This is a genomic window from Streptomyces sp. 2114.4, from assembly GCF_900187385.1.
GTDB classification, from domain to species: domain Bacteria; phylum Actinomycetota; class Actinomycetes; order Streptomycetales; family Streptomycetaceae; genus Streptomyces; species Streptomyces mooreae.
Genome location: NZ_FYEY01000001.1, coordinates 265468 through 292356, shown reverse-complemented (window position 1 = coordinate 292356; position 26889 = coordinate 265468). Strand labels below are relative to the sequence as shown.

General features: G+C 71.8%; 25 protein-coding genes. 16 read left to right on the top strand and 9 right to left on the bottom strand.

Annotated features, from left to right (window positions below; genetic code table 11):
• Positions 1-76 precede the first annotated feature (76 nt).
• The 7 genes from CFW40_RS01280 (at position 77) to CFW40_RS01250 (ending at position 6794) form a co-directional block, all read left to right on the top strand.
• Positions 77-1081: a methyltransferase gene (locus tag CFW40_RS01280; RefSeq protein WP_176956617.1), complete on the top strand. Its 1005-nt coding sequence runs from the start codon at positions 77-79 to the stop codon at positions 1079-1081.
• A 29-nt stretch (positions 1082-1110) separates the two neighbouring features.
• Complete coding sequence (locus CFW40_RS01275) at positions 1111-1761, top strand: thermostable hemolysin (RefSeq protein WP_088795982.1); 651 nt, start codon at positions 1111-1113, stop codon at positions 1759-1761.
• Positions 1748-3319, top strand: a complete 1572-nt coding sequence (locus tag CFW40_RS01270) for an AMP-binding protein (RefSeq protein WP_088795981.1) — start codon at positions 1748-1750, stop codon at positions 3317-3319. Before CFW40_RS01275 ends, CFW40_RS01270 begins: the two co-directional genes overlap by 14 nt.
• Positions 3316-4257: a TauD/TfdA family dioxygenase gene (locus CFW40_RS01265; RefSeq protein WP_088795980.1), complete on the top strand. Its 942-nt coding sequence runs from the start codon at positions 3316-3318 to the stop codon at positions 4255-4257. The genes CFW40_RS01270 and CFW40_RS01265 overlap by 4 nt, the downstream gene beginning before the upstream one ends.
• Entirely contained in the window at positions 4254-4931 is a 678-nt protein-coding gene (locus CFW40_RS01260; RefSeq protein WP_088795979.1) for an O-methyltransferase, read from the top strand. Before CFW40_RS01265 ends, CFW40_RS01260 begins: the two co-directional genes overlap by 4 nt.
• Positions 4932-5007: 76 nt before the next feature.
• A complete protein-coding gene (locus CFW40_RS01255; protein ID WP_088795978.1) occupies positions 5008-5535 on the top strand; it encodes a nuclear transport factor 2 family protein in 528 nt (175 codons plus the stop codon).
• Positions 5532-6794 carry an amidohydrolase family protein gene (locus CFW40_RS01250; RefSeq protein WP_088795977.1) on the top strand — a complete coding sequence of 421 codons (1263 nt, stop codon included), beginning with the start codon at positions 5532-5534 and terminating at the stop codon, positions 6792-6794. The genes CFW40_RS01255 and CFW40_RS01250 overlap by 4 nt, the downstream gene beginning before the upstream one ends.
• Before the next feature lie 10 nt (positions 6795-6804).
• Here the strand turns inward: CFW40_RS01250 and CFW40_RS01245 are convergent, their stop codons facing one another.
• Positions 6805-7314: a MarR family winged helix-turn-helix transcriptional regulator gene (locus tag CFW40_RS01245; protein WP_176956618.1), complete on the bottom strand. Its 510-nt coding sequence runs from the start codon at positions 7312-7314 to the stop codon at positions 6805-6807.
• A gap of 331 nt (positions 7315-7645) precedes the next feature.
• Here CFW40_RS01245 and CFW40_RS01240 point away from each other — a divergent pair, with 331 nt between their 5' ends.
• Positions 7646-8296: an alpha/beta fold hydrolase gene (locus CFW40_RS01240; protein WP_088795975.1), complete on the top strand. Its 651-nt coding sequence runs from the start codon at positions 7646-7648 to the stop codon at positions 8294-8296.
• A gap of 71 nt (positions 8297-8367) precedes the next feature.
• Here the strand turns inward: CFW40_RS01240 and CFW40_RS01235 are convergent, their stop codons facing one another.
• Positions 8368-9294, bottom strand: coding sequence for a CAP domain-containing protein (locus CFW40_RS01235; protein WP_088795974.1), 927 nt, complete (start codon positions 9292-9294; stop codon positions 8368-8370).
• Between the two features lie 377 nt (positions 9295-9671).
• On the opposite strand from CFW40_RS01235, the gene CFW40_RS01230 reads away from it, so the two are divergent.
• Positions 9672-11267: a sigma-70 family RNA polymerase sigma factor gene (locus tag CFW40_RS01230; RefSeq protein WP_088801832.1), complete on the top strand. Its 1596-nt coding sequence runs from the start codon at positions 9672-9674 to the stop codon at positions 11265-11267.
• 54 nt (positions 11268-11321) lie between these two features.
• On the opposite strand, the gene CFW40_RS01225 is transcribed toward CFW40_RS01230, so the two are convergent.
• On the bottom strand, positions 11322-12662 hold the full coding sequence (locus CFW40_RS01225) for a M64 family metallopeptidase (RefSeq protein ID WP_088795973.1): 1341 nt from the start codon (positions 12660-12662) through the stop codon (positions 11322-11324).
• A 149-nt stretch (positions 12663-12811) separates the two neighbouring features.
• Between CFW40_RS01225 and CFW40_RS01220 the strand changes: the two genes are divergently transcribed.
• The gene (locus CFW40_RS01220) at positions 12812-14149 is read left to right on the top strand and encodes a non-oxidative hydroxyarylic acid decarboxylases subunit C (protein ID WP_305523821.1); all 1338 of its coding nucleotides are present in this window, start codon (positions 12812-12814) and stop codon (positions 14147-14149) included.
• A gap of 90 nt (positions 14150-14239) precedes the next feature.
• The gene (locus CFW40_RS01215; protein WP_088795971.1) at positions 14240-14506 is read left to right on the top strand and encodes a non-oxidative hydroxyarylic acid decarboxylases subunit D; all 267 of its coding nucleotides are present in this window, start codon (positions 14240-14242) and stop codon (positions 14504-14506) included.
• A 51-nt stretch (positions 14507-14557) separates the two neighbouring features.
• Here the strand turns inward: CFW40_RS01215 and CFW40_RS01210 are convergent, their stop codons facing one another.
• The 3 genes from CFW40_RS01210 to CFW40_RS01200 all read right to left on the bottom strand — a co-directional run bounded on the left by CFW40_RS01210 (position 14558) and on the right by CFW40_RS01200 (position 19366).
• Positions 14558-16021: an amino acid permease gene (locus tag CFW40_RS01210; RefSeq protein ID WP_088795970.1), complete on the bottom strand. Its 1464-nt coding sequence runs from the start codon at positions 16019-16021 to the stop codon at positions 14558-14560.
• Between the two features lie 163 nt (positions 16022-16184).
• Positions 16185-17390, bottom strand: coding sequence for an alanine racemase (gene alr / locus CFW40_RS01205; RefSeq protein ID WP_371127166.1), 1206 nt, complete (start codon positions 17388-17390; stop codon positions 16185-16187).
• Between the two features lie 371 nt (positions 17391-17761).
• Complete coding sequence (locus CFW40_RS01200) at positions 17762-19366, bottom strand: CdaR family transcriptional regulator (RefSeq protein ID WP_218136812.1); 1605 nt, start codon at positions 19364-19366, stop codon at positions 17762-17764.
• 217 nt (positions 19367-19583) lie between these two features.
• Here CFW40_RS01200 and CFW40_RS01195 point away from each other — a divergent pair, with 217 nt between their 5' ends.
• The 3 genes from CFW40_RS01195 to CFW40_RS01185 all read left to right on the top strand — a co-directional run bounded on the left by CFW40_RS01195 (position 19584) and on the right by CFW40_RS01185 (position 22982).
• Positions 19584-19922: a hypothetical protein gene (locus CFW40_RS01195; RefSeq protein WP_088795967.1), complete on the top strand. Its 339-nt coding sequence runs from the start codon at positions 19584-19586 to the stop codon at positions 19920-19922.
• A gap of 427 nt (positions 19923-20349) precedes the next feature.
• Positions 20350-21834 carry a cytochrome ubiquinol oxidase subunit I gene (locus CFW40_RS01190; RefSeq protein ID WP_088795966.1) on the top strand — a complete coding sequence of 495 codons (1485 nt, stop codon included), beginning with the start codon at positions 20350-20352 and terminating at the stop codon, positions 21832-21834.
• Entirely contained in the window at positions 21834-22982 is a 1149-nt protein-coding gene (locus CFW40_RS01185; RefSeq protein WP_088795965.1) for a cytochrome d ubiquinol oxidase subunit II, read from the top strand. Before CFW40_RS01190 ends, CFW40_RS01185 begins: the two co-directional genes overlap by 1 nt.
• A gap of 47 nt (positions 22983-23029) precedes the next feature.
• Here CFW40_RS01185 and CFW40_RS01180 read toward each other — a convergent pair whose 3' ends face one another.
• The 3 genes from CFW40_RS01180 to CFW40_RS01170 form a co-directional block, all read right to left on the bottom strand.
• A complete protein-coding gene (locus CFW40_RS01180; RefSeq protein ID WP_088801831.1) occupies positions 23030-23842 on the bottom strand; it encodes an endo alpha-1,4 polygalactosaminidase in 813 nt (270 codons plus the stop codon).
• Between the two features lie 253 nt (positions 23843-24095).
• Positions 24096-24770, bottom strand: coding sequence for a hypothetical protein (locus tag CFW40_RS01175; RefSeq protein ID WP_088795964.1), 675 nt, complete (start codon positions 24768-24770; stop codon positions 24096-24098).
• 209 nt (positions 24771-24979) lie between these two features.
• A complete protein-coding gene (locus CFW40_RS01170; RefSeq protein WP_088795963.1) occupies positions 24980-25570 on the bottom strand; it encodes a TetR/AcrR family transcriptional regulator in 591 nt (196 codons plus the stop codon).
• A 64-nt stretch (positions 25571-25634) separates the two neighbouring features.
• Between CFW40_RS01170 and CFW40_RS01165 the strand changes: the two genes are divergently transcribed.
• Together CFW40_RS01165 and CFW40_RS01160 are read left to right on the top strand one after the other, a co-directional pair.
• Positions 25635-26390: an alpha/beta fold hydrolase gene (locus tag CFW40_RS01165; RefSeq protein ID WP_088795962.1), complete on the top strand. Its 756-nt coding sequence runs from the start codon at positions 25635-25637 to the stop codon at positions 26388-26390.
• On the top strand, positions 26387-26857 hold the full coding sequence (locus CFW40_RS01160; RefSeq protein WP_088795961.1) for an SRPBCC family protein: 471 nt from the start codon (positions 26387-26389) through the stop codon (positions 26855-26857). Before CFW40_RS01165 ends, CFW40_RS01160 begins: the two co-directional genes overlap by 4 nt.
• Positions 26858-26889 lie beyond the last annotated feature (32 nt).

The following is a 26889-nucleotide window of genomic DNA, read 5'->3' as shown; positions in this document are numbered from 1 at the left end:
CCGCCGCGAGCACGGCATGTCCTGGTCGCGTCCGTCCGTGCGGCCGTTGCCACCTGCCATCCCGAGGAGACCAGCCATGTTCAAGACCACCACCGACGCCGAGCTGGCGGGCAACCCGATCGACGAGGTGATCGGGTCCACCATCCGCTACGCGGCACTCACCTCCGCCGCCAAGCTCGGCATTTTCACCGCGCTGGAGGAGGACGGTCCCCAGACCCTCGACGAGCTGGCCAAGTCCATCGGCGCGAGTACGGACGGCACCCGCGCGGTGGCCGACGTCGCCGCCGTCCTGGGCTGGCTCACCCTGGAGGACGGGCGCTACCGCAACGGCCCGCTCGCCGAACGCTGGCTGGGCAAGAACGCCGAGTACGACTTCACCCCGGCGCTGTTGTGGGCCTACGAACTCACCAACGTCATGTGGGATCTGCCGCAGGCCGTACGGGACGGCAAGCCCGCCCGGTCGTTGTGGGAGCGCTGGGCCGGCAACCCCGAGGCCGGGCGGGACTTCTCCGCGTACATGCGGGTCAAGTCGCGCCTGACGGTGCGGTCCATCGTCGATGCCGTGCCGCTGCCCGAAGGGGCGCGGCGCCTGCTGGACCTGGGCGGCTCGCACGGTCTGCACTCCATGGCCATGTGCGAACGGCACCCCGGACTCACCGCGACCATCGTCGACCTGCCCGAGGCGCTTGCCGACACCGGAGCCGCGATCGAGGAGGCGGGGCTGGCCGACCGGATCAGCCTCCAGCGCGGCAGCTTCCTCAGCGGCGACCTCGGCACCGGCTATGACGTGGTCTTCCTCTTCGAGATCGTGCACAACCACACCGACGAGGAGAACCGGGACCTGATCGCGCGGGCCGCCAAGGCGCTGCGGCCCGGCGGCCGGATCGTGGTGCTGGAAGACGTCCGCGGCGAACAGCTCGACGAGCACAACGCGGCGTTCTCCCTGGCGATGTACGCCTGCTCCGGCGACCGCACCTACAGCCTGCCGGAGATCTCCGGGTGGCTCACCGGGGCGGGCCTGAAGACCGTCGAGCGGATCGCACTGCCCTCATCCGTCTCCCTGGTCGTCGGCACCAAGTAACGCCGGCAGCCGGGGAAGGGGGGAGCACCGTGCAGATCGATCTGGCACACCGGGCGACCAGCGCATGGCTGGACGCCGCGGACCTCGCTCGTGAGGTGTACGCCCAGGCATATGGCGCCGATGTGGCGCCCCGGCCCGACTCGTTCATCGTCGCCCGCCCGGCCTGCGGCGGGGCGGCGGAGCCCTGCCCGCCACTGGCCTGCGCGGGGCTCACCTTCGGCAGGGAGCAGGAGTTGTTCTCCGAGCGGTACCTCGACACCGGAGTCGAAGCCGCCGTACGGGCCCACCTCGGGGTCACGGTGGACCGCAGGCGGGTGGTGGAGGTGGGGGCACTGGCCACCCGCCGCGTCTCGGTCGGCCGCGAACTGATCAGAGCCACCCCGATCATCTCCTGGTGCCTGGGCATGGAGTACATCCTGTGCACCGTCACCCGGAGCCTGATCACGACGCTGGGCCGTACCGGCATCTGCTTCGTGCCGTTCGGGCCCGCCGACCCGGGCCGGCTGTCCCCGGAGGAGGCGGCGTGCTGGGGCTCGTACTACGACCACCAGCCGCAGGTCGGCGTCATCGCGCTGAACGCCCTGGACCGGCTGTTCTCCGACGCCACCGGGCGTTACTCGGTCACCGATCTCCAACTGAGCATCAGCGCCATGGAGGTGGCCGGTCATGCGGGCCATTAGGGAGAGCCTGGTCAGGTTCGGTGAGTCGGCACGCCCGATGATCGAGGTACTGGGGGAGGACGGCACCCCGGCCCGGACCCTCAGCTACCAGGAGGTCACCCGCCGGGCCGCGGACCTCGCCCACCGGATCGGGCGGGGGGACGGCCGGCCGCTGCGCATCGGTGTGGTCTGCGGCAACACCCCCGAATTCGTGGTCGCCGACCTGGCGCTGATCGCCGCACACGCCATCGAGGTGCCGGTCCCGCTCGCCTTCTCCGCCGAACAGGCCGCCGGCCTGCTGGCGGAGACCGAGCTGTGCCTGGCGGACGCGGCCGGGCAGGAGCGGCTGACGCAGTGGGGGAGGGACCGGGTCCTGGGCCCGCACTGCACGGTGCTGCCGCTGTCCACGGACGAGCCCGTGCCGTCCGCGCCGTTGGTGCTGCCACCGGCCGGCGCCGGCCGGACGGACTGGGAGTGCAAGGTCATCCACACCTCCGGCACCACCTCACGCCCCAAAGGCGTGCGGATCCGGGCGGCGGCGCTGAATGAACTGCTGCGATCGCTGCGGTCGGTGATGCCCCGCGGGGCGTTCACCCGCTACCTCTCCCTCGTCCCGTTCAGCCTGCTCATCGAGCAGGTCACCGGCCTCTACATGGTCCTGCTCGACGGCGGGACGCTCGTCCTGATGCCGCCGGGCAAGGCCCTGGTCGGCACCGCGGCGGCGGCCGCGGCGGACGCCCTGCCGTATGTGGCGGCGTCCCGCCCGACCGCGATGGTCGCCACACCCGCGCTCGTCGATGCCTTCGCCACCGCCGCCGACGAGGCCGCGGCGAGCGGACGGGCGGTGGCACCGGCCCTGTTCGGGACTCCCGGCGCGCCGCTCATCTGCTGCGGCGGTGCGCCCGTGCACCCCGATCTGCTGCACCGCCTGGAGGAGCACGGCCTCCCCGTCCACGAGGGGTACGGCCTCTCCGAGAACAGCTCCGTGGTCAGCTGGAACACCCCGTCCGCCCGCCGCCTGGGCACCGTGGGCCGCCCGCTGCCGCACGTCCGCGTCAAGATCGCCGATGATGGCGAACTCCTGGTCAGCAGCACCTCGCTGTTCGCCGGTTACACCCGCGACGACCCCTCCAGCCTCCTCCTCGACGCCGACGGCTGGCTCCGCACCGGCGACCTCGCCCACCTCGACGAGGAGGGGTTCCTCCGCATCACCGGACGCAAGAAGAACGTCATCATCACCGCGGCGGGCCGCAACGTGGCTCCCGAGTGGGTCGAGGCACAGTACGCCCAACTCCCGTTCGTCCGCGCCGTCGCGGTGGTCGGTGACGGACTCACCGCCCTGCACGGACTCTTCCTCGTCGACGGCTCCACCGGCCTCGCGGCGGCCGAGGCGGCCGTGCGGGAGTTCGGCGAGGCGCACCTCTCCGAAGTGGAGCGGGTCGCCGTACCGCATCTCGTGGTGGCCGACGACCACCTCTACCGCAGGTTCTTCACCGTCACCGGCAGGCCCATGAGGGCAGCCATCCGCACCGCTCTGACCGAGGGAACGCTGCACGACCACCAAGGAGCTGACGCATGACCACGATCGCTGACGTCCGGCCCTACGGCGCCGCCACCGGCCGACTCGTGCAACCGGCCGGGGACCGCTCGCTGGGTGCGCTGGACCCCGCCTGGGTCACCGGGCTGCTCGCCGACGCCGGCTTCCTGCTCTTCCGCGGTTTCCACACCGGCCTGGCGGAGTTCACCTCGTTCGTGAAGGCGCACTCCAGCCGGATCACCCTCGACCCGGCGCGCTCCTTCCACGGCGGTGAGGTGGCGCAGAAGGTGGACGCGGGCACCGGCGCCGTCGGCCTCCACCTGGAGAACGGCAACAGCCCCTTCGGCCCCGACCTGACGTGGTTCCTGTGCGAGAAGGCCGCCGCCAGGGGCTCGCAGACCACGGTCTGTGACGGCTACCGCGTCTGGGACGCGGCCGGCGACACGGCCCGCGCGGTCTTCGGCATCAAGGACATCATGTACAGCCGCCGGGTGGAGGAGCCCAAGTGGAAGGCGTTCGTCTGCCACCAGACCGAGGGCCGCAAGAAACTCGACGACATCACCTTCGCCGATATGAAGGAGCTGGTGGGCAGGAACGTGTCCACCACCCTTCAGCTCGGCGACGACGGTTCCCTCCACTACGCGTTCCGCACCGGCGCCGCCCGTGCCACGCTCTTCGGCAGCCGGCTCGCCTGGGCCAACAGCATCTTCGGCCCCTCGTATCACTACGAGGCCCCGCGCATCACCTTCGCCGACGGCACCGAGATACCCGATGAACTCCTCGCCGAATTCCGCCGGCTCACCACCGAACTGACCGAGGAGATCGACTGGCAGGACGGCGATCTGGCGCTGATCGACAACACCCGGGTGATGCACGGCCGACGCGAAATCCTCGACACCGACCGGACCGTCTACAACGCACAGAGCTACCTCGACCCCGCGCTGACGGCCGCGGCGCGGGACGAGAAGGCGCGGCGATGACCACCCCACTCACCGGGCTCGACGACGAGCGGGTGCGCGCCGTCCTGGACGAGATCGCCCGCTGTGCCGAGCACCACGATCCGGACGTGATGAAGCGCGCCTACGCCACGGCGGCCGACTGGCCGCAGCCGCCCACCGCCCGGCAGGCCGCCGAGCTGTGTGCCCAGGCCGCGCTGCCCGTGCACCGGGAGGTCGGCACCTTCCTGTACCAGCTCGTACGGAGCCTGCGGCCGGCCCTCGTGGTGGAGTTCGGCACCTCCTTCGGCGCTTCGACGCTCTATGCGGCGGCGGCGCTGCGCGACAATGGCGGCGGCCGCATCATCGGCTCGGAGCTGCACCCCGGCAAGGCCGACCGTGCACGCGGCCACCTGCAGCGGGCGGGGCTCGATGCCTACGCCGAGATCAGGACCGGCGACGCCCGCGAACGGCTCGCCGCGCTTCCCGGTCCGGTCGACCTGGTGCTGCTGGACGGATGGAAGGAGCTCTACCTGCCGGTCCTCAAGGTGCTGGAACCCGCCCTGCGGGCCGGCTCCCTGGTGGTCTCCGACAACCTGCCGATGCTGCCGCCCGAGTTCACCGACCACGTCCGCACCGCCGGCAACGGCTACCTCTCCCAGCAGCTCCCGCTGGGAGACGGCATCGAATTCTCCCTCCGCCTCCAGCACGCAGCATGACGCCACGGCCGGCCCGGCTCCGCGCCCCCGCCGGCCCGCGCGTCACCCCGTACGCACGGAAAGGCACCGAACACCCGTGAAACCCCGAACCCCCCGCCGTACCCTGCTCCGGGCCGGCCTCGCCGCACTGCCCCTGGCGTCGGTGACACCGGCCGCACATGCCGCCGAGCGGACCGGCCGCCTCACCGCCGCCGATGTCTCCGCCTGGACCGAGGCCTATCTGGAGGCCTGGCGGACCAAGAACGACACCGCCGCGGTCCGGCTGTTCACCCCCGACGCCGTGTACGAGGCGGTGCCCGGCGTCCCGGCCCAGACCTTCCGCGGGCGCGAGGCCATCGGCCGCTACTGGCGTGACATCACCGCAGGCCAGAGCGAGATGACCGGCCGTCACGGCACGCCCGTCGTCACCGGGAACCGGGCGGCCGTCGAACTCTGGGTCACACTGCGGGCCCCCGCCATCAACCCCGACGGCGACCACTGGGTCACCTTCCTGGAGACCAACATCCTGCTCTTCGCCCCCGACGGCCGCTGCCGGCGCAACACCGAGTACTGGAACCTCCAGACGGGCCGCCTGGCACCGCCCCAGGGGTGGGGCACTGCATGAGCACCGCCCGTTCGCTCCTCACCGGGGGCCGCGTCCTCACCATGGACCCGGCCCTCGGTGAACTGCCGTCCGCCGACATCCTGGTGGAGGACGGCCGGATCACCGCCGTGGAACCCCGTATCGACGCCTCGGGGGTGGACGAACGCATCGACGCCCACGGGTGCCTCGTGCTCCCCGGCTTCATCGACACCCACCGCCACATGTGGCAGGCGGCACTGCGCGGCAGCGGCGCCGACCAGACCCTCGACCAGTACTTCGCGACCGTCCTGCACACCCTGGCACCCCGGCTCACCGCCGACGATCTTCACCTGGGGAACCTGCTGAGCGCGCTGGGCGCCCTGGACGCGGGGGTGACCACCGTCCAGGACATCTCCAACATCGCCAAGCCGACCGAGGAGCACACCGACGCCCTGCTCGACGCGCTCACCGACGCGGGGCTGCGCAGCGTCTTCGCCTACGGACACGGCACGGCACAGGACGCCCGCCGGGTCCGTACCCGCAGGCTGCACGCCGAGGACGGCCTGGTGACCATGGCACTCAACGCCGAGGCCGGCAGCGACGAGACCATCCGGCGCGGCTGGGGCCTGGCCCGTGAACTGGACGTGCCGACCGCGCTGCACATCCGGGCCGGCAGCCCGGTCTCCCGGCTGCGCCGCCTCGGGGTGCTGCGGCCCGGGACGGTGTTCATCCACGGCACCGGGATGGACGCCGGCGAACTGCGGCTGATCCACGACAGCGGTGGGGCGCTGTCGGTCGCGCCCGCCATCGAAATGACCATGGGCCACGGCCTGCCCCCGTTCGCCGAGGCGGTGGCCGCCGGCCTGCGCCCCAGCCTCAGCGTGGACGTCGAAGTCGCCGCGCCCAGCGACATGTTCACGCAGCTGCGGGCCGCCTTCCAGATCGGGCGCTTCGCGGCCCTGCAGGGCCATGCGGGCCCTGACGCACCCCTGCTCACGGCCCGGGAGGTCCTGGAGTTCGCCACGCTCGGCGGCGCCGAAGCGCTCGGGATGGCGGACCGCATCGGCTCGCTGGCCCCCGGCAAGCAGGCCGATGTGATCGTGCTGCGGACCGACCGGCCCGGTGTGGCGCCGGTCCATGACGCCACCGCGGCCGTCGTGTCGTCGATGGACCGCGCCGATGTCGACACCGTGATGGTCGCCGGGCGGATCGCCAAGCGGCGGGGGCGGCTGGTGTACGCCGGGTTGCCGCGGCTGCTGGCACGGGCACAGGACCTGCGCGACCGGCTGGCCGACCGCTGACGCCACCGCGTCAGCGGCGGATCAGCACGCCTTCCTCGATGGCGGCGAGCGCGATCCGCAACTGCTCGCTGAGGGCCTTCGCGGTGCGTTCCGGAATGCGGTCGACGAGCCGGGCATGCACGGCGGTGGTGGCGCGCACCGCCGCTTCGGCGGTCTCCACCCCGCTCGGCGTGAGCTGCACCCAGCTGCTGCGCGCATCGTCCTCGGCCGCCGCGCGCGTGACATAGCCGGCGGCCACCAGGCGCTTGATGATATTGCTGGTCCCACCGGAGGACAGCAGGAGTGCGTGCGTGAGCTCGGTCGGCTTGAGGCGGTAGGGAGCGCCGATCCGCCGCAGGGTGGCGAGCACTCCGTACTCGGCCTGGGTCAGCCCCAGCTTCTCCAGTTCGGCACTTGCCGCGACGTCGAAGGCCGACACCAACAGGGCGGTCCGTTTGGCGAGTTCCAGCGGGAGACCGGCGATTTCGGGCAGCTCGTGTCCCCATGCCGAGATGATCTCGTCTACGTGGTCAGGCTCCACCGTGAACCGCCTTCCCTCTTCCTCATAGCTCAGTACAAAGATATCCCACCGTCCGGACAGGCACCCTCTGACCTGGGGAGACTGTGTGGTCGCCAGATGTGGGCATGGTGAAAAGCTTTCCAAGTACCTTTCAATATAGCTTTTCTCAATGCTTTTCCTCTATGCTTCTCCCGTGTTTCCTCGTGAGTCGAAGCGTGCTCTGGCCATGAGAGCGGTCCTGGCCCTGGCTCTGACCGGCGCCTCCGCCTGCGCCGGCCGTGCCGGCGACCCGGCGCCGCCAGGGAGCGCGATGGCGCAAACCCATCGCTCCACGAAGGAAGGAACCGCCGGCATGGCAGAGTTCAGCGCCGCACCGGACCGGCTGCCGTCGTGCTTCCGCGGCGTCCGGGGCGCCACCGCGTACCGTCTGCCCGGTTCCGCGGGCCGCGGCCGTCTGGTCACCGTGGGCAGCGGTCCGCACGGTGTCGTCTTCGCCCCCATCTCCTGGGGCGATGCCTGCGAATGGGCGGCCGAGGCCAAGCGGCTCGCGGCCGGCGGCTACCACGTCGTCACCTTCGACTGGGGCGGGGACCGCCGCCGGACCGTGGCCGACGCGACCCGCTTGCTGCGGTCGCGCGGCACCACGAGCGTGGCCTGGGTGGGAGGCTGCCTGGGCGGCACGCTCATGCTCGGCATGCTCACGGACCGCACCGCCCGCCCCGCCGGAGTCGCCGGCATCAGCCCGCTGGCCTCCCTGGGCGGCTACACCGCCGGGAGCGGTACCTCCTACGACGGCGAACTGCTGCTCCTGGGCACCGCCGACGATCCGCTCTCCGACGAGGGAAAGCTGCGCGAGGTCGCCCACGGTTTTCCGAAGGCCGAGGTCACCGTCCTGCCCGGTGCTCTCCACGCAGCCGAGATCTTCGCCGGTCCGCACGGCGTGGCGGCCCGCCGCAGCCTGGACGGCTTCCTCGGGCGGACCTTCGCCCCTGCGGGCGGCTGACCTGCGAGGTTCGAGCCCCGGTACCGCCCCGGCCGCCGAAGCGCCGGGGCGGCACCGGGATGTGGGGCCGGTCAGGAGTGAGTGGCGAAGTCCTGAGTCCACCAGGGGCCGTTGGCGCTGAGATTGACGCCCACGCCGGTGGATTTGTACGAGCAGTTGAGGAGGTTGTCGCGATGGCCCGGGCTCTCCATCCAGCCCTTCATCGCCGTCGCCGGATCCTTGGGACTCTTGAAGATGTTCTCGGCCCAACTGCTCCACGCGAAACCGGCTTTGGTCATCCGCGTTCCCGGGTCCACGCCTTCCGGGGTGTTGTGCTCGTAGTAGTTGCGGGCCGCCATGTCGTCCGAGTGGGCCTGCGCCGCGACCTGCAGATGGGAGTCGACGGTGAGCGGACCACAACCGTGCTGCGCCCGCTGGGCGTTGACGAGCTCGACGATCTTCTGCGCGAACGCCGCGGCGGTGCCCGTCGCGGCCCGGTTTCCGGCCGGGGCGGCGGCCCCCGTTCCCGACTCGGGACGGGCCGCGCGCGGCTCTGCGCTCTGGGCGGTGTCCGCGCTGCGGCCGGTGCGCGAGGCGTGCGGCCGGGGCGCGGAGTGCCGCTTGCCGTGTCGTTCCGCCTCGGACGGGGAGGCCGAGGGCCGGTGGCTCTTGGCCGGGCGCGAGGCGGTCGGCACCGGGGGAGTGGAGGTCGTGGCGGTCGGAGCCACCGGCGCGGACTGGTCTGCCGCGAGCGCCTGGTCGGTTCCGGAGCCGGACCGTATCAGCGCCACGCCGGAGGCGCCCACCACGATCACCGAGGCCACGGCCAGCAGCGTCGCGTTCCGCCGGGGGTGAGAGCCGCCGCGGTGCTGACCGCCGCTCCGTCCGTGCCGGCCCCCTGAGCGGCCGCCGGGGCCGGACGGGCCGGAACGCCGCGGTGCGGCGGAGCCGTTCGCCCGGCGGCCGCCGCCCGTCGGGGCCTCGTCGTGGAACTCCGTCTGCAGGTGGTCGTTGTTCATGGTTCCGTTTCCTGTGGGGGCTGGGGATCTGCCGGCCGGGCGGAGCCACGTGGCGCGTGGTCCGTGGGGGCCGACACATGGGAGATCCCGGGAACGGACCCGGATAACGAAAAGCTCGGAAGTTTTTTCGTGTCTTCCTCAACGGTCTCCACGGTGGCCTCCTCGGAGGTCGTGCCGCAGCCTCTCGGCCCTCACGCCGCGGGTCGGCCGGCATCCATGACGCGTGGCGGGCCTCGGCACGGGACTGAGCCCCGCGCGTGGCTCCGGGCGCGGCCGCTTCCCGGATCCGCGTAGGTTTTTCTGTTATTGCGACGGGCTCGCGGGGTCACCTGAGTGCGGGGGCTACGAGTACGCACGGATGAACAGGGTGAATGGGCGTGAAGCAGGAAAACGGGACGGCGGCTGTCGAGGCCGCCAAGGCCGGGGACGAGCATGCCCGGGAGGAGCTGATCGCCTCCTACCTGCCGCTGATCTACAACGTCGTGGGGCGTGCACTGGACGGCCATGCGGACGTCGATGACGTGGTGCAGGAGACCATGCTGCGGGTCCTGGAGTCGCTGTCGGACCTGCGGGAGCCGGCGTCCTTCCGCTCCTGGCTGGTGGCGATCGCCATGAACCAGGTGCGCCGCCGGTGGACCGCCGACCGCAAGGCACCCGTTGTCGGCTGGGACCAGGCGCCGGAACGGGCCGACCGCGCCGCCGATTTCGTGGACCTGACCATCCTGAAACTCGGACTGTCCGGCCAGCGCCGTGAAGTGGCCGCGGCCACCCGGTGGCTGGACGAGGGGGACCGGTCACTGCTGTCCCTGTGGTGGCTGGAGGCCGCCGGGGAGATCACCAGGCCGGAGCTGGTGGCCGCCGTCGGTATCGACTCCCGCCACGCGGCGGTCCGGGTGCAGCGGATGAAGGAGCAGCTGGAGGCCGGACGCGTGGTGGTCCGTGCGCTCTCGGCGAGTCCGCCGTGCCCCGATCTGGCCCAGGTGACCGCCACATGGGACAACGAACCCTGTGCCCTCTGGCGCAAACGCATATCCCGCCATGCCCGCCGGTGCGCGGCCTGCTCCGGACACTGGAACGATCTCGTGCCCGCCGAAGGACTGCTGGCCGGCCTCGCCCTGCTGCCGCTGCCCGCGCACCTCGCTCCGCCGGCCGCCCTGGCCCCCACCGCCGCTACGGCGACGGCGACCGCGGCGCCTGCGCACCATGTGTCCGGCGCGTCCGGAGTGCCTGGAGCATCCGAGGCGCCCGGGGCGTCCGGCGCACCCGGCGTCCCCGGAGCGTCCGGCGTACCCGGCGCACACCCTCTGCCGAAGCGGCTGCCCCGGCCTCGCAGGGTGAAGAAGGGCACCGTCGTGACGGGCACCGCCACGCTCGCCGTGGCCGTCACCGCCGCCTTGTGGTGGTCGCCCGGTACGCCGCCGGCCGAACGGAAGGACGCAGGGAGGGACGAGCCGAAGGCGGCCCGTACCGCGCCCTCACCCCCGCCGACGCCGGACCCCACACCTACACCCACTCCCACGCACACTCCGTCCCCGACGCGGACCGCCACCGCGTCGCCCACCCCGTCCGCCCGGCCTGCCCCCGCCGCGCCCAGCCTGGAAGAACAGGCCACCTCACTCATCAACCGGCGGCGGGACCGGGCCGGCTGCGGGCCGCTGCACATCGACCGGAGACTGCACACCGCGGCGCGGCGCCACTCCGCCGACATGGCGGCCCGTCAGTACTACGAGCACAACGCCCCGGACGGTACCGGCCCCGACGAGCGGATCAACGCCGCCGGATACCAGTGGAGCAGCTGGGGCGAGAACCTCGACCGGGGCCCGCGCACTGCCGCGGCGGCGGTGAACGACTGGATGGGCGACGCCATGCACCGTGACAACCTGCTCAACTGCACGTTCACGTCGGTCGGCATCGGCGTCGTCCAGGGAGCGGGCGGGCCCTGGTGGACCCAGGACCTCGCGGCACCGCGCTGACCCGCGCGCTCCGGGGCATCGGCTTCTCGTCCGGTATGCCTGGCCCGTTGGCGGTCAGGACAAGACCCGCCAGCTCAGTTTCCCGGAGAGCTGCTTGCGCAGCGCCGGGTCACGGACCGCGGCCGTACGGTCGGTGGCCCTGGCCGTGACCGTGTGGGTGCGGCCGTCGGCCGGGACGCCGAGGGCCCGCACCACCACCGTGTACCTGCCGCGTGCGGCCTTGCGCTCGCGGCCGTCGACGTACCACTTCACCTTCGCGGAGGCGGGTGCGCCGACATGGATACGCGTCGTGCGCGGTATGGCGCGGTCGGTGGCCACGGTGCTGCTCAGCACGCTCGCGTAGCGGTAGAAGCCCGCGATCATCGCCTCGCGGCCGGGGAGGTTGAACTCCCGGCCGAGCGTCCGCATGATCGAGTTCTCGGTGGGGCGGTTGAGCCCGTACGGGTAGTAGCCGCCGCCCTCGAAGGCGCCGACCGCTCCGCCGTCCGGCGATTCCTGGCCGATCCAGCGGTACCACTTCTGCCGCTGACCGGTCATCTCGTCGGCGGAGAAGGTGGTCAGGTTGGCCTCGGCCGGTTCGGGGCCGGAGTAGGTGCCGGACTGGCCATAGGCGTACTCGTCGGCGAGCTTGCCGAGCGAGTGGCCGGTCTCGTGCACCGCGATCTGATCGGACCGGTCGTTGTCGGAGGAGGCGGTGGCGATCCCGTCGTAACCGGCCTGAGAGGAGATGTCGTTGTAACCCGCACCACCGTATTTGGTGGAGTTGGCGAGCACCACGACGAGGTCCGCGGCGGGGGCCTTGGAAGCGTACGACTCGACCTTGCCGGTGTCGACGCACAGCAGCCGCTCGGTACCCTCGCAGAAGAAGGCGGAGTCGAGGGCGGTATCGCGGACCACGTCCTGCGTCGGGTCCCCGGAGACACCGGACTCGTTGGAGACGGCATCGACGGCCCAGACGTTGAACAATCCGGCGTACGAGGCGTAGGGCTCTACGGCCGAGATCTTGGCCCACTTGGCGCGGACGTCCGCGTGGAAGTCCTCCTGCTGGGCGGCGGTGTAGCCGTCCCCGACGAAGACCACATCGAGCTTGGCGCCGACCGGGCCGTTCTGCACGATCGAGGTGACGTCGCCGTCGCCGGCGATCGCGGCCCGGTCGGCGGGGGAGAGGGGTTCCGAGGCCGGGACGGTGGTGTGCCGGGGGTGACCGGCCGCTCCGGTGAAGTACTCGACCTGCTGGGTGCGGTGCCCCGGCGGGGGCGGGGTGGCGGCGCCCGGGGTCGTAGCGGCTGGGGCCGCGGCGGCCGTCGCCGCCAGCACCGCCGCGGCGAGGCCGGCGGTCACCGCGGTGCGTAGGGAAAGGTGTCTGCGGATGTCGGTGGAGGTGTGTGAGCGCATGTGGGGTTCCTCCCGAAGCCCGTCACAGGAGCGGCGGGCTGAGCTGAATTCAGGCGCGCTCAACGTAGAGGCTCCAGAGGCCACGGGCAATGAATGATGCCGAAGTGAACTATCTGAAACTTGAGTTGGGGGAGCGGCGCGCGTGGGACGTGGTCACCAGCCACTTCGACCGGCTGGCGGCCGAGGCCTTGCCGGGTGCGCCGGCCCTGTACTTCGACCGCGTGCGGGGCTTCAGCAATGCCCGTATCGCCATGAATGTGCACGGCTCCTGGGCCAATCACGCCCTCGCGCTGGGCCTGCCGAAGGAGACCGGACCCAAGGAACAAGTGGCGGAGTTCATTCGCCGCTGGGCCAGGTTCCCCGTCGCGCCCGAGTGGCGCAGCGATCCGCCGTGGGCCGCGCACACCATGGACGGCGAGGCGGCCGACATCTTCCAGGTGCTCCCGCTGATCCGCCTCAACGACGGCGACGGAGGCTTCTACCTCGACAAGGCCGCGGTCGTCTCCAAGGATCCCGGGGATCCCGGCCACAGCGGCAAACAGAACGTCGGCATCTACCGCATCGAGGTCAAGGGCAAGCGCAGGCTCGCACTGCAGCCGGTGCCGATGCATGACCTCGCCCGGCATCTGCGCAAGGCCGAGGAGGCCGGCGAGGACCTGCCGGTCGCCCTCGCCGTCGGCAACGATCCGGTCATCTCCCTCGTCGCCTCGACCCCGATGAAGTACGACGAGAACGAATACGAGCTGGCCGGAGCCCTGCGCGGCGCCCCGGCCCCGCTCGCGAAGGCCCCGCTGACCGGCCTCCCGGTGCCGTGGGGGTCGGAAGTGGTCATCGAAGGTGTCATCGAGGGCCGCCGACGCGAAATCGAGGGCCCCTTCGGGGAGTTCACCGGTCACTACTCCGGCGGTCGCAGGCTGCCCGTCCTCCGCATCGACAAGATTTCCTACCGTACCGACCCCGTTTTCGAGCACCTTTACCTCGGAATGCCGTGGACCGAGGTCGACTACCTGATAGCCGCCAACACCTGCGTGCCGCTGTACCAGCAGCTGAAGGCGGACTTCCCCGAGGTCCAGGCGGTGAACGCCATGTACACCCACGGACTGGTCGTCATCGTCTCGACGAAGAAGCGCTACGGAGGCTTCGCCAAGGCGGTCGGTACGCGGGTGCTGACCACTCCGCACGGCCTCGGCTACGCCACCACCGTCATCGTCGTCGACGAGGACGTCGACCCCTTCAATCTGCCCCAGGTGATGTGGGCCTTGTCCACCAAGATGAACCCGGCGGGCGACCTCGTCCAGGTCCCTCATATGCCCGTCCCCGAACTGGCCCCGCAGGCGCAGCCGCCCGGCATCGTCGACAAGCTCATCATCGACGCCACCACCCCCGTCGCCCCCGACGGCCGCGGCACCTACGGCAACCAGGTCCGCGACCTGCCCGAGACGGGCGTCTGGCTCGCCAAGCTGCAGCAGCTCGCCGCCCGCCGCTGAGGGCACCCGGGTGCACCTCACGTGGCGCCATCCCGCATCCCGCACATCTCCTCTCCCGCCCCTCCCACTTCACGAAAGGGACAGCACGCCATGACCGATGCCGCCACCTGCTGCCCACGCTGTGCGCACACCGTCATCGAGCACCTGTTCACCTCGCCCGTCCCCGGCGTCTGGGACGTTCTGCAGTGCGGGCGGTGCCTGTACTGCTGGCGCACCGGCGAACCTGACCGCCGTACCCGGCGCGATGCGTACCCCGACAGCTTCAAGCTGACCGCCGACGACATCGACAACGCCCCCGAAGTACCTGCCGTTCCGCCCCTGGCCGTACCGGCTGTTCACCGCCGGTCAGGGTGTTGAAGCCGTTGAAGTCATCGGGGCCGTTCAGACTCTTGAGACCGTTCAGACCGTTCAGGTAAGCCGTGACGTCTCCGGTCGCTCCTCATCGGGTGGTGTCACGCCCCGGGGGCCGGCGGCCCGGGTGCGATGGGTGAGGCGGTAGCCGGCCACGAGGATCGCCGCCCACACCGGAGCCACGTACAGCGCGATTCTGTTCTCGGCGCCGAAGCCGAGCAGGACGAGAACGAGACCGAGGAAGGCGAGGACGAAGTAGTTCGAGGCGGGTGCCAGCGGCATACGGAAGGCGACCTGCCGGAGCTGCCCGGCGCGGACCGCCGCCCGGTAGCGCAGATGGGCGCAGACGATGATTCCCCAGGTGAAGACGGCCGCGATGGTCGCGACGCTCGTCACGTACGCGAAGGCCTCCTCGGGGACGAAGTAGTTCGCTGCCACGCCCAGCAGCATCACGGCCATGGACGCGAGAATGCCCGCCGCGGGGACGCCCTGGCGGCTGACCCGTCCGAACACGGCCGGCGCGTGCCGGTCCCGGGCCAGGGTGAGCAGCATGCGGCCGGTGGAGAACACCCCGCTGTTGCAGGAGGACAGCGCCGCGGTCAGCACGACCATGTTCACCACACCCGCGGCCGCGGGTACCCCGACCTTGGCGAAGACGAGCACGAACGGGCTGACGTCCGGGTCGAGTTGGGTCCAGGGGACCAGCGCCATGACCGCCGTGAGGGCGCCCAGGTAGAACAGCGCGATCCGCCAGATCACCCGGCGCACGGCGGAGGGGAGGGTCTTTTCGGGGTCCTTGCTCTCCCCGGCGGTCACACCGAGCAGTTCGACGCCGACGAAGGCGAAGACGACGACCTGGAGGGCGAGCAGTGGTCCGGCCGTGCCGTGGGGGAAGAAGCCGCCGTGCGTCCAGATGTTGCTCAGTGACGCGGTCTTCCCCAGGGGGCCGAAGCCGAAGATCAGGATGGCGGCGGCCATGAGCAGCAGGACGACGATGGTGAGCACCTTGATGATGGCGAACCAGAACTCGAACTCGCCGAACAGCCGGACCGCCAGGAGATTGGCGAGGCCGAGGACTGCCAGGGCGATGAGGCCGGGCAGCCACTGCGGCACACCGGGCCACCAGTAGCGGACGTAGATCCCGGCCGCGGTCAGCTCCGCGGTACCGGTGACGACCCACATCAGCCAGTAGCTCCAGCCGGTGGCGAACCCGGCCCAGTTGCCGATGAACTCCTCCGCGTAGGTGGCGAACGAGCCGGACACGGGCCGGTACACCAGAAGCTCACCGAGGGCACGCATCACGAAGAAGACGACGATGCCCGCCAGCGCGTAGGTGAGCAGCAGACCCGGACCGGCCTCGTGGAGTGCTTCGGCGGAGCCGAGGAACAGTCCGACGCCGATCGTTCCTCCGATGGCGATCATCTGGATGTGACGGGGCTGCAGACCCCGGTGGAGGTGTTCGGCGCCGGGGTCGTCGTGGCCGGTGGGGCCTGGCGGGGACGGTGGAAGGCGGTAGGTCATGGCGGGGACTCTCTCGTCGGGGGCGGAGGCTGAGGCGGAGGCGGGAGTGAGGCAGGAGGTGAAGGTGGGGCAAGGGGTGGACCGTGTCGGTGGTCCAACGGGCGGGACGGTGGTCGGTGTCGGTGTCGGTGTCGGTACCGGTGCCGCCGGTGTCGGTGCCGGCTCAGCGGGTGTCGGACACCGTGCCGTCGGTATAGGTGCGCGGAACGCGGGCGCCGATACGGGTGACGATGTCGTGCGAGATGGTGTGAGCGGCGCGGGCCCAGTCCTGCGCGCCGGGTTCCCCGCGGTCGCCGGGCCCGAAGAGCACGACCTCGTCTCCGGGCGTGGCGGGCACGTCGCCGAGATCGACGACGAACTGGTCCATGCACACGGTGCCCGCCACCCTGTGCCGTCGGCCGGCGACGAGCACCGGACCGGCCTGGGACGCATGCCGGGGAACGCCGTCCGCATAACCGACGGGAACCAGACCGAGCGTGGTCTCGCGGGGCGTGCGATAGCGGTGTCCGTAGGAGACGCCGTGCCCGGCGGGTACCCGCTTGACGGAGGCGAGCCGTGCGGTGAGGGTCATCGCCGGGCGCAGCCCCAGCTCCGCCGGTCCGGCCAGGCCGGGCACCGGGCTCAGCCCGTAGACGGCGAGCCCGGGACGTACGAGGTCGAAGCGTGCCTCCGGGAGGGTCAGGGTGGCGGCCGAGTTGGACAGGTGCAGGACTTCGGGGGTGAGACCGGCCCGCCGGGCGAGCTCGGCAGCGCTGCGGAAGTTCGCCACCTGCCGGTCACAGCCGGGGTGTCCGGGCTCATCGGCCCGCGCAAGATGCGACCACACGCCGACGACATGGACGGCCCCGGCCGCTTCGGCGCGCGCCGCGGTGTCCACCAGCGCCGGCCAGTCGCCCGCCGTGGCGCCGCCGCGCCCGAGCCCGGTCTCCGCCTCGAGGTGCAGCCGCGCGGGCCGGCCCACGGCGTGCGCCGCCCGGACCGCCGCCCGCACCGCCCACTCGGCACCGGCTGACAGGTCGACCCCGGCGGCCACCGCGGAATTCCAGTCGTCCCCTGGCGTCAGCAGCCAGGCGAGCAGCCGGCCGGGGACACCGGCCGCGCGCAGTGCCAGCGCCTCCCGCATCCCGGCGACACCGATCCAGGTGGCGCCACCCGCGAGCGCCGCCCGGGCGGCCGCGACCATGCCGTGCCCGTAGCCGTCGGCCTTGACCACGGCCATCACCTCGGCGGAGCCCGCCGCATCGCACAGCCGGCTGACGTTGGCGCGGATCGCCGCGAGATCAATGCGGGCCTGGGCGTGCGGTGTTCCGGGCCGGTACGCCTCCCCGCCGTGGTGGTCGAACGCCGATCCGCCGGCCGGGGGCGCCACTGAGCGAGCCGGGGGTGCTGCTGAGGGAGCCGGGGGAGCGGCCGGGGCTGCTCCTCCGGCCGTCGCGCCGGGCCCAGCCGGGGGCCGTACGTCCGCGACGGCGGTTGCTGCCGCTCCGTGTCCGGCTACGGCGCTCTCGGCCTCGCGGGGAATGCCGAATGTCATGACCGTCCTTCCATGGAATCCGTTGGTGCCCGATGAGCTGCGGGTGGAGCCATGGTTTCGGCGGGGGAACGGGCCGTCATCGTTCGATCGGCACCGTCTCGGGGCGTTCGGCAGTGGGACGGGCACAACGGGAGGCGGGAACGGCGGCGGCCTGCCGCTCGGGCCGAGTGGGCCTCGGCCCGAGCGGGACTCCGGCCGACCGGGACTCAGGCCGAGTGGGCCTCCGCGCCGGCCTCCCCGCCGTATTGGCGGGCGGTGAGCTGGAGCAGCAGCGCGGTACGGACCTGGGGGTCGTCCAGTGGCAGCGCCACGACGTCCTGGAGGCGGCGCATCCGGTGCCGCAGGGTGTTGGGGTGGATGTGCAGGCGGGCCGCGGCGGCCCGCGGGTCGCCCATCTCCAGCAGCCAGGCGTGAAGCGTCGGCACACCATTCGTGCCGTGCGCCTCGTCGTGGTCCACCAGTTGCTGCAGCGGCCCGACGCCGGTGATCCGTGCCGCCGCGGCGGAGCGTGCGACATGGCGGAGGACGACCGTGGCCCACACCTCGTCGTGGACGGCCTGGGCGCTGGCGATCAGCCCCGTCCGGAGCAGGTCGAGTGTGTCGTCGGCCTGCTCGCGCGAGCGGGCGAGCCCGGGGACCGACGCCGCCAGTCCGCCGACCGCGACCAGCGGGGCGGGCTGCCCGGTGGCCCCGCACAGCGTCTCCAGCCAAGCCGGCCCCCCGTCGGTGGGCCAGGTGGCCATCTCCGCCGGAACGATCCCGTACACCACCCCGCCGATGATCGCCGCGGGGGACCGAAGACGAGACCCGCGGAACCGGGACATACGCTCCCACACCGTCAGTCGCTGCCGCTCCGCTTCTTCGTCGTCCTCGCAGCGCACCCCCACGGCGATCACCCGCCAGGGGCCCGCGGCGAGCCCCAGACGCCGCGCCGCGTCCGCCGCCCCCTCCTGGCCGTGCAGCACCGTGGCGACCATGTCGGTCAGGACAAGGCGCTCCACATCTGCGCCCGCCCGCCGGCGCAGCAGATGCAGGGCGGCCATCGCCGCGGTGTCGGCGAACGCCTCGGCCCGCGCGGCAGGCACCGGCCCCGGCACGATCGCCCAGATCGAGCCGAGCACGTCCCCGCCGGCGTGCACCGGTACCACCAGCCGGGGTTTGGTCCCTTCCACCACCGCGGGGACGTAGATGGGGCCGGTGTCCTGGGCGATCCTGCGGAAGACCCCGTGCCGGCGGAAGTGGGCGTTCACGTCGTCGGGGACATGCCGTCCCATGATCGTGGCGACCCGTGCCTCGTCGCCGCGCTCCTGCCGGGCGGAGTAGGCAAGGACACGTGAGCTGCGGTCCTCGATGGTGACCGGCGCGTCGATCACGGCGGCGATCGCGTCGGCCAGCCCGAAGAGATCACCCGCCTCGGTTCCGACCGCCCCCGTGCCGGAATCCGCGTAACCCTCGCTGTCGAGCACCGCGCGCAGCAGGGACACCACCTGTGCCCAGCCGGCCTGCTGCTCGACCTGTACCAAGGGCAGTCCCGCGGCGCTCGCGGCCGTGACCACCGTTTCGTCGACCGCCGCCGGGGCCTTGAGCAGCAGCGCACCGGCCGACCGGGCGGCGCACGACGACAGCAGCCGCAGGGCCTGCGAACGATCCGTGAGATTCACTCCGAGAACGAGGTCCCCTGGGCGCAGATCGAAACCGCCGTCCGGCTCGGCGATCACCACATCGCCCACCGGGACCGCGGTGCCTCCGGGGGCGCACACCCCCGACAGCACGGCCGGCCCGACGGAGCCGAGAAGCCGTTGCAGACTCATCACCGGTCATCACCCGCTCACCGTTCCGCCCCCCATCGTGCACCACGGAATCCGCACCTCCGCGCGCGGCCTCTTCCGGGCGGGCCGGTGGGCCGTACCCGGGCGGCAACCGACAATGATCTGCCGGTGGCGGGAATTGAACGCCGGCGGCGGCCGCTCCGTATCTGTTCATATCCGTGCCCCGTGGGGCACCGGTCCGCGATGTGAGGAGGGCATCATGACTGACCCTGGTATCCCGCAGCTCCAGGCCTTGCCGGAGGGCGACGCCGAAGTATCCCTGGTGATTCGTCTGCAGTGGGAGGACGTCGCCGCGCTCGGTCAGGACGCCGCCCGGCTGGCTGCCCGTTGGAAGCGCCCGGTGACCCTGGACGAGGCCGCGAGTCAGCGGCTGCGCATCCGCCCGCCGGCCACCCATGCCAAGACGGTGGCGCAGGAGCGGGCGCAGCCCGCCGTGGCGTCCACCACGGTGTCGCCCCTGCCGTCCCGCTCCCCTCAGGAGCAGGCCCGCCAAGCGATAGAGAAGATCAACGGCGCCGCCGCTCATGAAACGGCGTAGCGCGGCGCCGCACTGAGGAGGGCGGCGAAGAGCAGCGTCCTGGTCCCTGGGGCAGGGGGTCCGGCAGTCCTGAACTGCCGGACCGCCTGCCCTTCTCCGTGCCCGGCTGGGCCGACCGGGCGAAGATCATCGGTCCAACGGCGCAAAGCGGGCCCGCGGTGCGTGCCGCCCGGGCCCGTCGGTGCTTCTGTGACGAGCCGGGCGCGACCGGCGCCGAGCCCGCGGGACGGTGCCGAGCCGGCGGGGCGGGGCCGAGCACCGAGGAGGCAGGCCATCGTGAACTCCACCGCCGGTGCGGCACGGGAGCCGAGGCCGGTGCAGGCAGGGGACGTCCCGCCCGGCGGGCCGGGCCGGGGGCGTGACCCACCCGTCGACGACCCCGAGACGGCCCGCTCCCGAACGTCCCGAGCAGCAAAGGCACCAAGGCATGCACACCACGGTCACACTGCTGGCGGACGCTCCGGCCCAACTGCTTCCGGCCAGGCAGCTGATGGCGTTCACCCTGGCTTCCCACATCATCCTGGTGCCGCTCGGCGTGGCGCTGCCGCTGATCACCCTGGTGATGCACCACCGCGGCCTTCGCCGGAACGACCCCGTGGCCCTGCTCCTCGCCCGGCGCTGGTCGGCGGTCATGGCGGTGCAGTTCGCGGTCGGTGTCGTCACCGGCACCGTACTCTCCTTCGAGTTCGGGCTGCTGTGGCCCGGCCTGATGGGCACCTGGGGCGGCGTCTTCGGCATCGGATTCGGCGTCGAGGCCTGGGCGTTCTTCCTCGAAGCGGTGCTCATCGCCATCTACCTCTACGGCTGGCGGAGGCTCAAGCCCCGCACCCACTTCCTGCTCGGCCTGCCCCTCCCCGCTGCCGCCCTGCTCGGCGCGTTCGGCATCCTGGCGGCCAACTCGTGGATGAACACGCCCCAGGGCTTCACCCTCGATGCCGACGGCAAGCCGGCGGACGTCCACATCTGGTCGGCGATCTTCACGCCCATGTTCGGCCCCCAGTACTGGCACTTCGTCGTGGCGATGCTGGTCACCGCCGGCTACGTCGTCGCCGGCGTCTACGCCGTCGGCTGGCTGCGCGGCCGCCGCGACCGCTACCACCGCCTCGGCTTCACCGTTCCCTTCACCCTCGCCGCGGTGTTCACCCCCGTGCAGATGCTGCTCGGAGACTCCATCGCCCGGTCGGTCTTCCACAAGCAGCCGGTGAAGTTCGCCGCGACGGAGATCGTCTGGCGGACCGGCACCCATGTACCGGAGTACCTCTTCGGCCGGCTGCACCCCGACGGCACCGTCTCCGGTGGCATCAAGATCCCCCAACTCGACTCCGTGCTGGCGGGTTTCCGACCCGCTACCAAGGTGACCGGACTGACCTCCGTACCGGCGAGCGACCGGCCGACTCCGGCCCAGGCCACCCTCGCCCACGGGGCCTTCGATCTCATGGTCGTGATCGGCTCGCTGCTGCTCCTCCTCGCCCTCTGGTACGGCTGGTGCCGGCTGCGGCGCCGCCGGCTGCCCCGGTCACCGTGGTTCTTCCGCGGTGCGGCATGCGCGGGTGTGGCCTCCGTCGTCGCCGTCGAATGCGGCTGGGTCACCGCCGAAGTGGGGCGCCAGCCCTGGATCGTCTACCAGCACATGCGGATCGGCGAAGCGGTGACGGCGACCCGGTCCACCAGTCTGTGGATCATGCTCGGCCTGGTGATGGCGGTGTATGTGTTCATCTTCGGTTCGCTGCTCGCCGTGCTGCTCAAGATGCGTACCGGCTGGCGGCTCGCCGACGCGCGACCGGCGGCGGAGGAGCGGCACGAGGGACCGGAGGCCGACACCCCCTACGGGCCGCGCGCGCCCGTGCCCGCCGGTGACCCGCCGTCGTCCGGCACACCGGGGCAGGAACCGGCCGAGGGCGGCCGGCCGTGATGGCCGCCGTGATCGCCGTGGTGCTGCTGCTCGCCGTGGCCGCCTACGCCTGCGCCGGCGGCACCGACTACGGAGCCGGGTTCTGGGACCTGACCGCCGGCGGCACGGAGCGCGGCAAGCGGCCGCGGTGGCTCATCGACCATGCCATGGCCCCCGTATGGGAGGTCAACAACGTCTGGCTGGTCTTCGTCCTCGTCATCATGTGGACCGGGTTCCCCGTCCTCTTCCAGACCGTGTTCTCCGCGATGTGGCTCCCCCTGGCCCTGGCCGCCGTCGGCCTGGTCCTGCGCGGTGCCGGCTTCGCCCTGCGCAAGCCCGTCCGCCGCATCGCGGGGCGGCGCCTCTACGGTGCGGTCTTCGCCCTCTCCTCGCTGCTCACCCCGTTCTTCCTCGGCGCGGCCGTCGGCGGTATCGCCTCGGGACGGGCCGTACCGGGCACGGAGGCGTCGGCGCATGCCTGGGCCAACCCGACCTCCGTCCTCTTCGGCCTGATCGCCATCGTGGCGACGGCCTTCCTCGGCGCCGTGTTCCTGGCCGCCGACGCCGCCCGCTTCGGGGTGCCCGACCTCGTCGGCTACTTCCGGCGGCGGGCGCTGGGCTGTGTCGTCGCGCTCGCCGTGCTCGCGGTGGTCATGCTGACCGTCACCCGGACCGACGCCCCGCACGTCTGGCACGGACTCACCCACGGCGTCGGTCTCGGCCTCGTCAGCCTGGCCGGAGTCTGTTCCCTCGCCACCGGGTGGCTCCTGCTGCGCCGGTCCGGAGCCTGGTCCCGGCTCACCGCCGTCGGCGTCGTCGCCGCGGCGGTCCTAGCCTGGGGCGCCGCCCAACGTCCCTATCTCATCCCCACTTCACTGACCGTGGCCAAGGGCGCCGGCGCTCCGAGCAGCCTGCGGTGGGTAGGCCTGGTCACCCTCGTCGCCGTGCTGATCGTCTGCCCGGCCGTGGCGTTCCTGTACTGGCTGGACACCCACGGCGAGCTGGAACCGCTCTCCGGCGCCGACCTGCAACGGACCCGGCCGGGCCGCGATGCTCCGCCCGGACCGGGCCGCGATGCTCCGCCCGGACCGGGCCGCGACGGCCCGCCCGGACCGGGCCGCGCGCAGTCGCCCGGACCGGGCCCCGGCGAGCCGACCGAGCGCAACTGAGCCCACCGGCGCCGCCCACCCGGTCGACGCCGTCGCGCGGCACGCCGTCAGCAGCGCTCCGCGACATGGCCCTCGGCGCCGGCGGGGCGGACGTCGCGATCGCGCAGCGAGAGCGAGAGGGTCTTCCCCCAGGCGCGGCAGGCCGCGGTGAAATCCTTCGGCTCGTATTCGATGACGAAGACCCTGGCGGCATAGGCCTCGGCGAACTCGGTGCACTCGTGGTAGCGGGCGCACTCCTCGACGACGGCGAAGTCGAAGCCGATACGACGGCGTTGCGGCAGCAGGTCGGTGGTGTTCTTCTGGGCCACGGCCAGGTGCTGCTGGTGGGCGCGGCGCGCCAGGAGCTGGGCGAAGGCCGCGGCATGCACGGCGGTGAGTCTGCCGCCGGACCGCTCGTAGGAGTCGAGGTTGTCGGGTTCCACGGCGTCAAAACCGGCCTGGGCGCAGCCGTCGATCCAGGGACCGACGATGTCCATGAGCGCCCGTCGTTTCGCGCCGGTGGAGATGTCGAGCAGCGGCTCGTCCCAGTCCTTGTCGATGACGGGCTTTCCGTCCCCGTCCCGCAACAGCAGCTCGGGGTGGCGGTCCTTCCAGAGGCCGGTCGCGTCGGGCTGCGCCTGGAAGGCGTTGACGTAGCAGATGTTGTAGAGACCGGGGGCCGGTTCGGCCGTGCGGTCGCGGGAGACGGCCCGGACCCCGGCGGGCGGGGGATAGGCACCGCCGAGCTGGTAGTCGAAGGCGGCGTTCGCCGTCGGTGGCCGCACCGCGGCCGGGACCGTTGCCCCGCCGGACGGCGTCGGTGTCCCGGAGCCGGCGGGGTGGGGCGCGCGGGTGGCGGAGCACGCCGTGCTGAGCGCCATGACCAGGACGAAGGCGCCGACGGCGAGGGGGCGTGAAGAGGGCACAGCCGGAGCCTACGGACGGGTGGCGCGCGCAGCGCCGTCGGCGCCGTCCTCAGGAACAGTTCACACCGGCGCGACGTGGGAACAGCGTGCCTCCCGGCGCGTGGGGACGGGCCGGGAGGCACGAGGCCGACGGCTGCAGTCGTCCGTCCCGTGCCCGAAGGCGCGGGGCAACCCCCCGGTGCAACCGTGCGGCGCCGTCGTGCTCAGCTCAGCGCTTGACCACGAACGTCTTGCCCTTCTTCGCGTCGGCGGAGCAGGAGTTCTTCTCCGCCGTGGTCATCTTGCGTGTCTTGACGGTCACCGCATTGCTCTGCCCGTCCGTTCCGTTGGGCGCGGGCCCGGTGATCGTGTCCGGCACGAACCAGAAGTAGTGACCCCACTTCGGGCTGTCGTAGTGCGTCTGCCAGGTGCCGGAGACGGTCTGCATGACCTGGGCGCGGGAGATCCAGCCCACCTCGCCGGGCTTCACCGTCATGTTCAGGGAGCTGTTCTCGGTGTGCGAGCTCGACCAGGTGTGGCTGTAGGTCGCGGTGACACTCAGATCGATGAGGCCGGCGATGTTCCCGCCCGCGGTGACGGAGCCGCCGGCGGAGTCCGTGGAACCCACGGTGTCCGACCAGCCCATCGACTGAGTGGCATCCGAAGTGCTGCAGTTGTAGAGGGAGTTGGAGACCTGGCGGAAGTCCCCGAGGTACGCCTTGCCGAGAGTCGGCTCGTTGAAGCTGCACTTCCCTTCCCCGGAAGCGCAGTCGGCCTTGAGCTGTTCCCGGGTGGGCCCGTCGTCCGCGGCAGCCGGTATGGCCATCGCCGCGACCATGCCCAGTGACGCCGTGGACAGTGCCAGCAGCCGGCTTCCGTGGCGGATCGTTCTGCTCTTTTTCATCGTGCTGTTGCCTCTCGCCCAGCCTTGTGGATGCGACGAGTCCATGTGGGGGATGCGTCGCTGTTGCGTATGAGACTGGTGTGAAATCTGTTTCAACTACACCAAGAGTTGGCAAAGTTGTAGTTGATAGCGAAACAGACCCTTTACAGGGGACCGAAACGGAGGCAGCATCACCTCCCGCCGGGACCGCGGGATGGGTCACCTCCGCCTCATCTGACGCCGCGCGCCCCGTTGAGGACGGTGCGCACGGTCCGCGCCACGAAGTCCTTCTCGAGCGGGAGCTGTCGCAGCACGATGCGCACCCACGCGGCGCCGGCCAGCAGGTCCATCAGCAGCATGGGGTCGGTGTCCGCCGCGATGTCGCCGCGTGCAACGGCCCGGTCGAAAACAACCTGCTCGCGGGCGATCCGGTCAGCGAAGAAGTCCTTGACGTGCGAGGCGAGTTCGGGGCTGTGGGTGACGGCGCCCAGCGCGGCGACGGCAATGTCGGAGGCCGGCCGCGCGGTGAGGAGGGTCGTCATCGTGCTCAGAAGCGCCTCCAGGTCCCCTTCGAGGCTGCCGGTGTCGGGAGGCGTGAGCTCCAGTTGGCGTGCCCCGACGAGTGCGGCGCCGAGGAGGGCTCCCTTGGAGGGCCACCAGCGGTAGAGCGTGGTCTTGTTGACGCCGGACCGCTGGGCGACCCCCTCGATGGTCAGTCCCTCGTAGCCCTTTTCCGCCAGCAGATCCAGTGTGGCGTCGAAGATCTCCTGCGCTTTCCGTGGGCCGCCGCCGCGCCGTGTTCCGTTCCGCTCCTCGCTCATGACGGGGACGGTAGCAGCAAAAAACAACGCAACGTTGCGTTGCATTTGAGGTAGCGTGCCGGTCATGGAATCCAAGGAAGCCGGTCTGCCCCTCGTTTTTGTGCACGGCACGCGGCTGAGCGGCACGATGTGGCACCCCGTGATCCGCGCCATCGGCGAGCGTCATCCCACGGCTGCGCCCGACCTGCCCGGTCATGGGGCCCGGCACGGCGAGCCGTTCAGCCTCCCCGGCGCCGTGGCGGCGGTGACCGAAGCCATGGACGCACTCGGCGGCCGGGCCATGCTCGTCGGCCTGTCGCTGGGCGGCTATGTCGCGATCGCCACCGCCGCCGCCCACCCCGACCGTGTCCTCGGCACGGTCGCGATGGGCTGTACGGCGCTCCCGCGCGGAGCGTTCGGTGCCGTCTACCGCGGAGCGGCCCGGCTCGCGGCCCGGCACCCCCAACAGGCCGACCGGCTGAGCAGGTTCGCGTTCCGCCGCACCCTGCCCCCTCCTCAGGCGCACGCCATGGTCTCCGGCGGCCTGAGCTGCGAGATCGCGCCCAGCATCATCCAGGCCGTGTCCGAGATGGACCCGCCGGCGCTGCTCTCCGCGTATCCGGGCCCGGTCTGGCTGGTGAACGGCGAACGCGACCACTTCCGCCGCCATGAACGCCTCTTCCTCCGCGCCTGCCGCGACGGTCGCCTCATCATCCGGCCGGGGTGCGGACACGTCACCAGCCTCACCGATACGGCGGACCTCACCCGCCATATCCGCGATGCCGCCACCGTCGTCGCGGCCCGGAACCACAGCTCGTCGATACCGGAGGGAGCGCGGTGACCACCCGCATATGGAGCCTGGAGGAATCCCTGGAAATCCCCCTGCCGCCGCACGCCGTCTATGCGGCCCTGGCGGACATCCGGCGGATGAAGGAGTGGAGCCCCGAGGTCATCTGGGTGTGGCCCCGCGGGGAACGTTTCGTGGGGATCAACCGGAAGGCCTGCTGGATCTGGTTCGCCACCTGCCGGATCGTCATCGCCGACCCCGGCCGGGAGTTCGCCTTCGACAACACCACGTTCGGCCTGCCGGTGGCGCGCTGGGGCTACCGCCTGACCCCGACGGAGCACGGCACACAGGTCACCGAATACTGGATCGACCGCCGCCGCCACGGGTGGCGCCGCCTGGCGGCCGAGATGCTGGGCCTGCTCTTCACCGGCACCCCGGCGGCCCGGCGCGCCGCACACAACCGCGCCGGCATGCGGGAAACCCTCCGCCGACTGTCCGCCGCGTGCCGGACGGCCCCTTGAACCACGCACCGCTCGGCCACCGCGTGGCCACG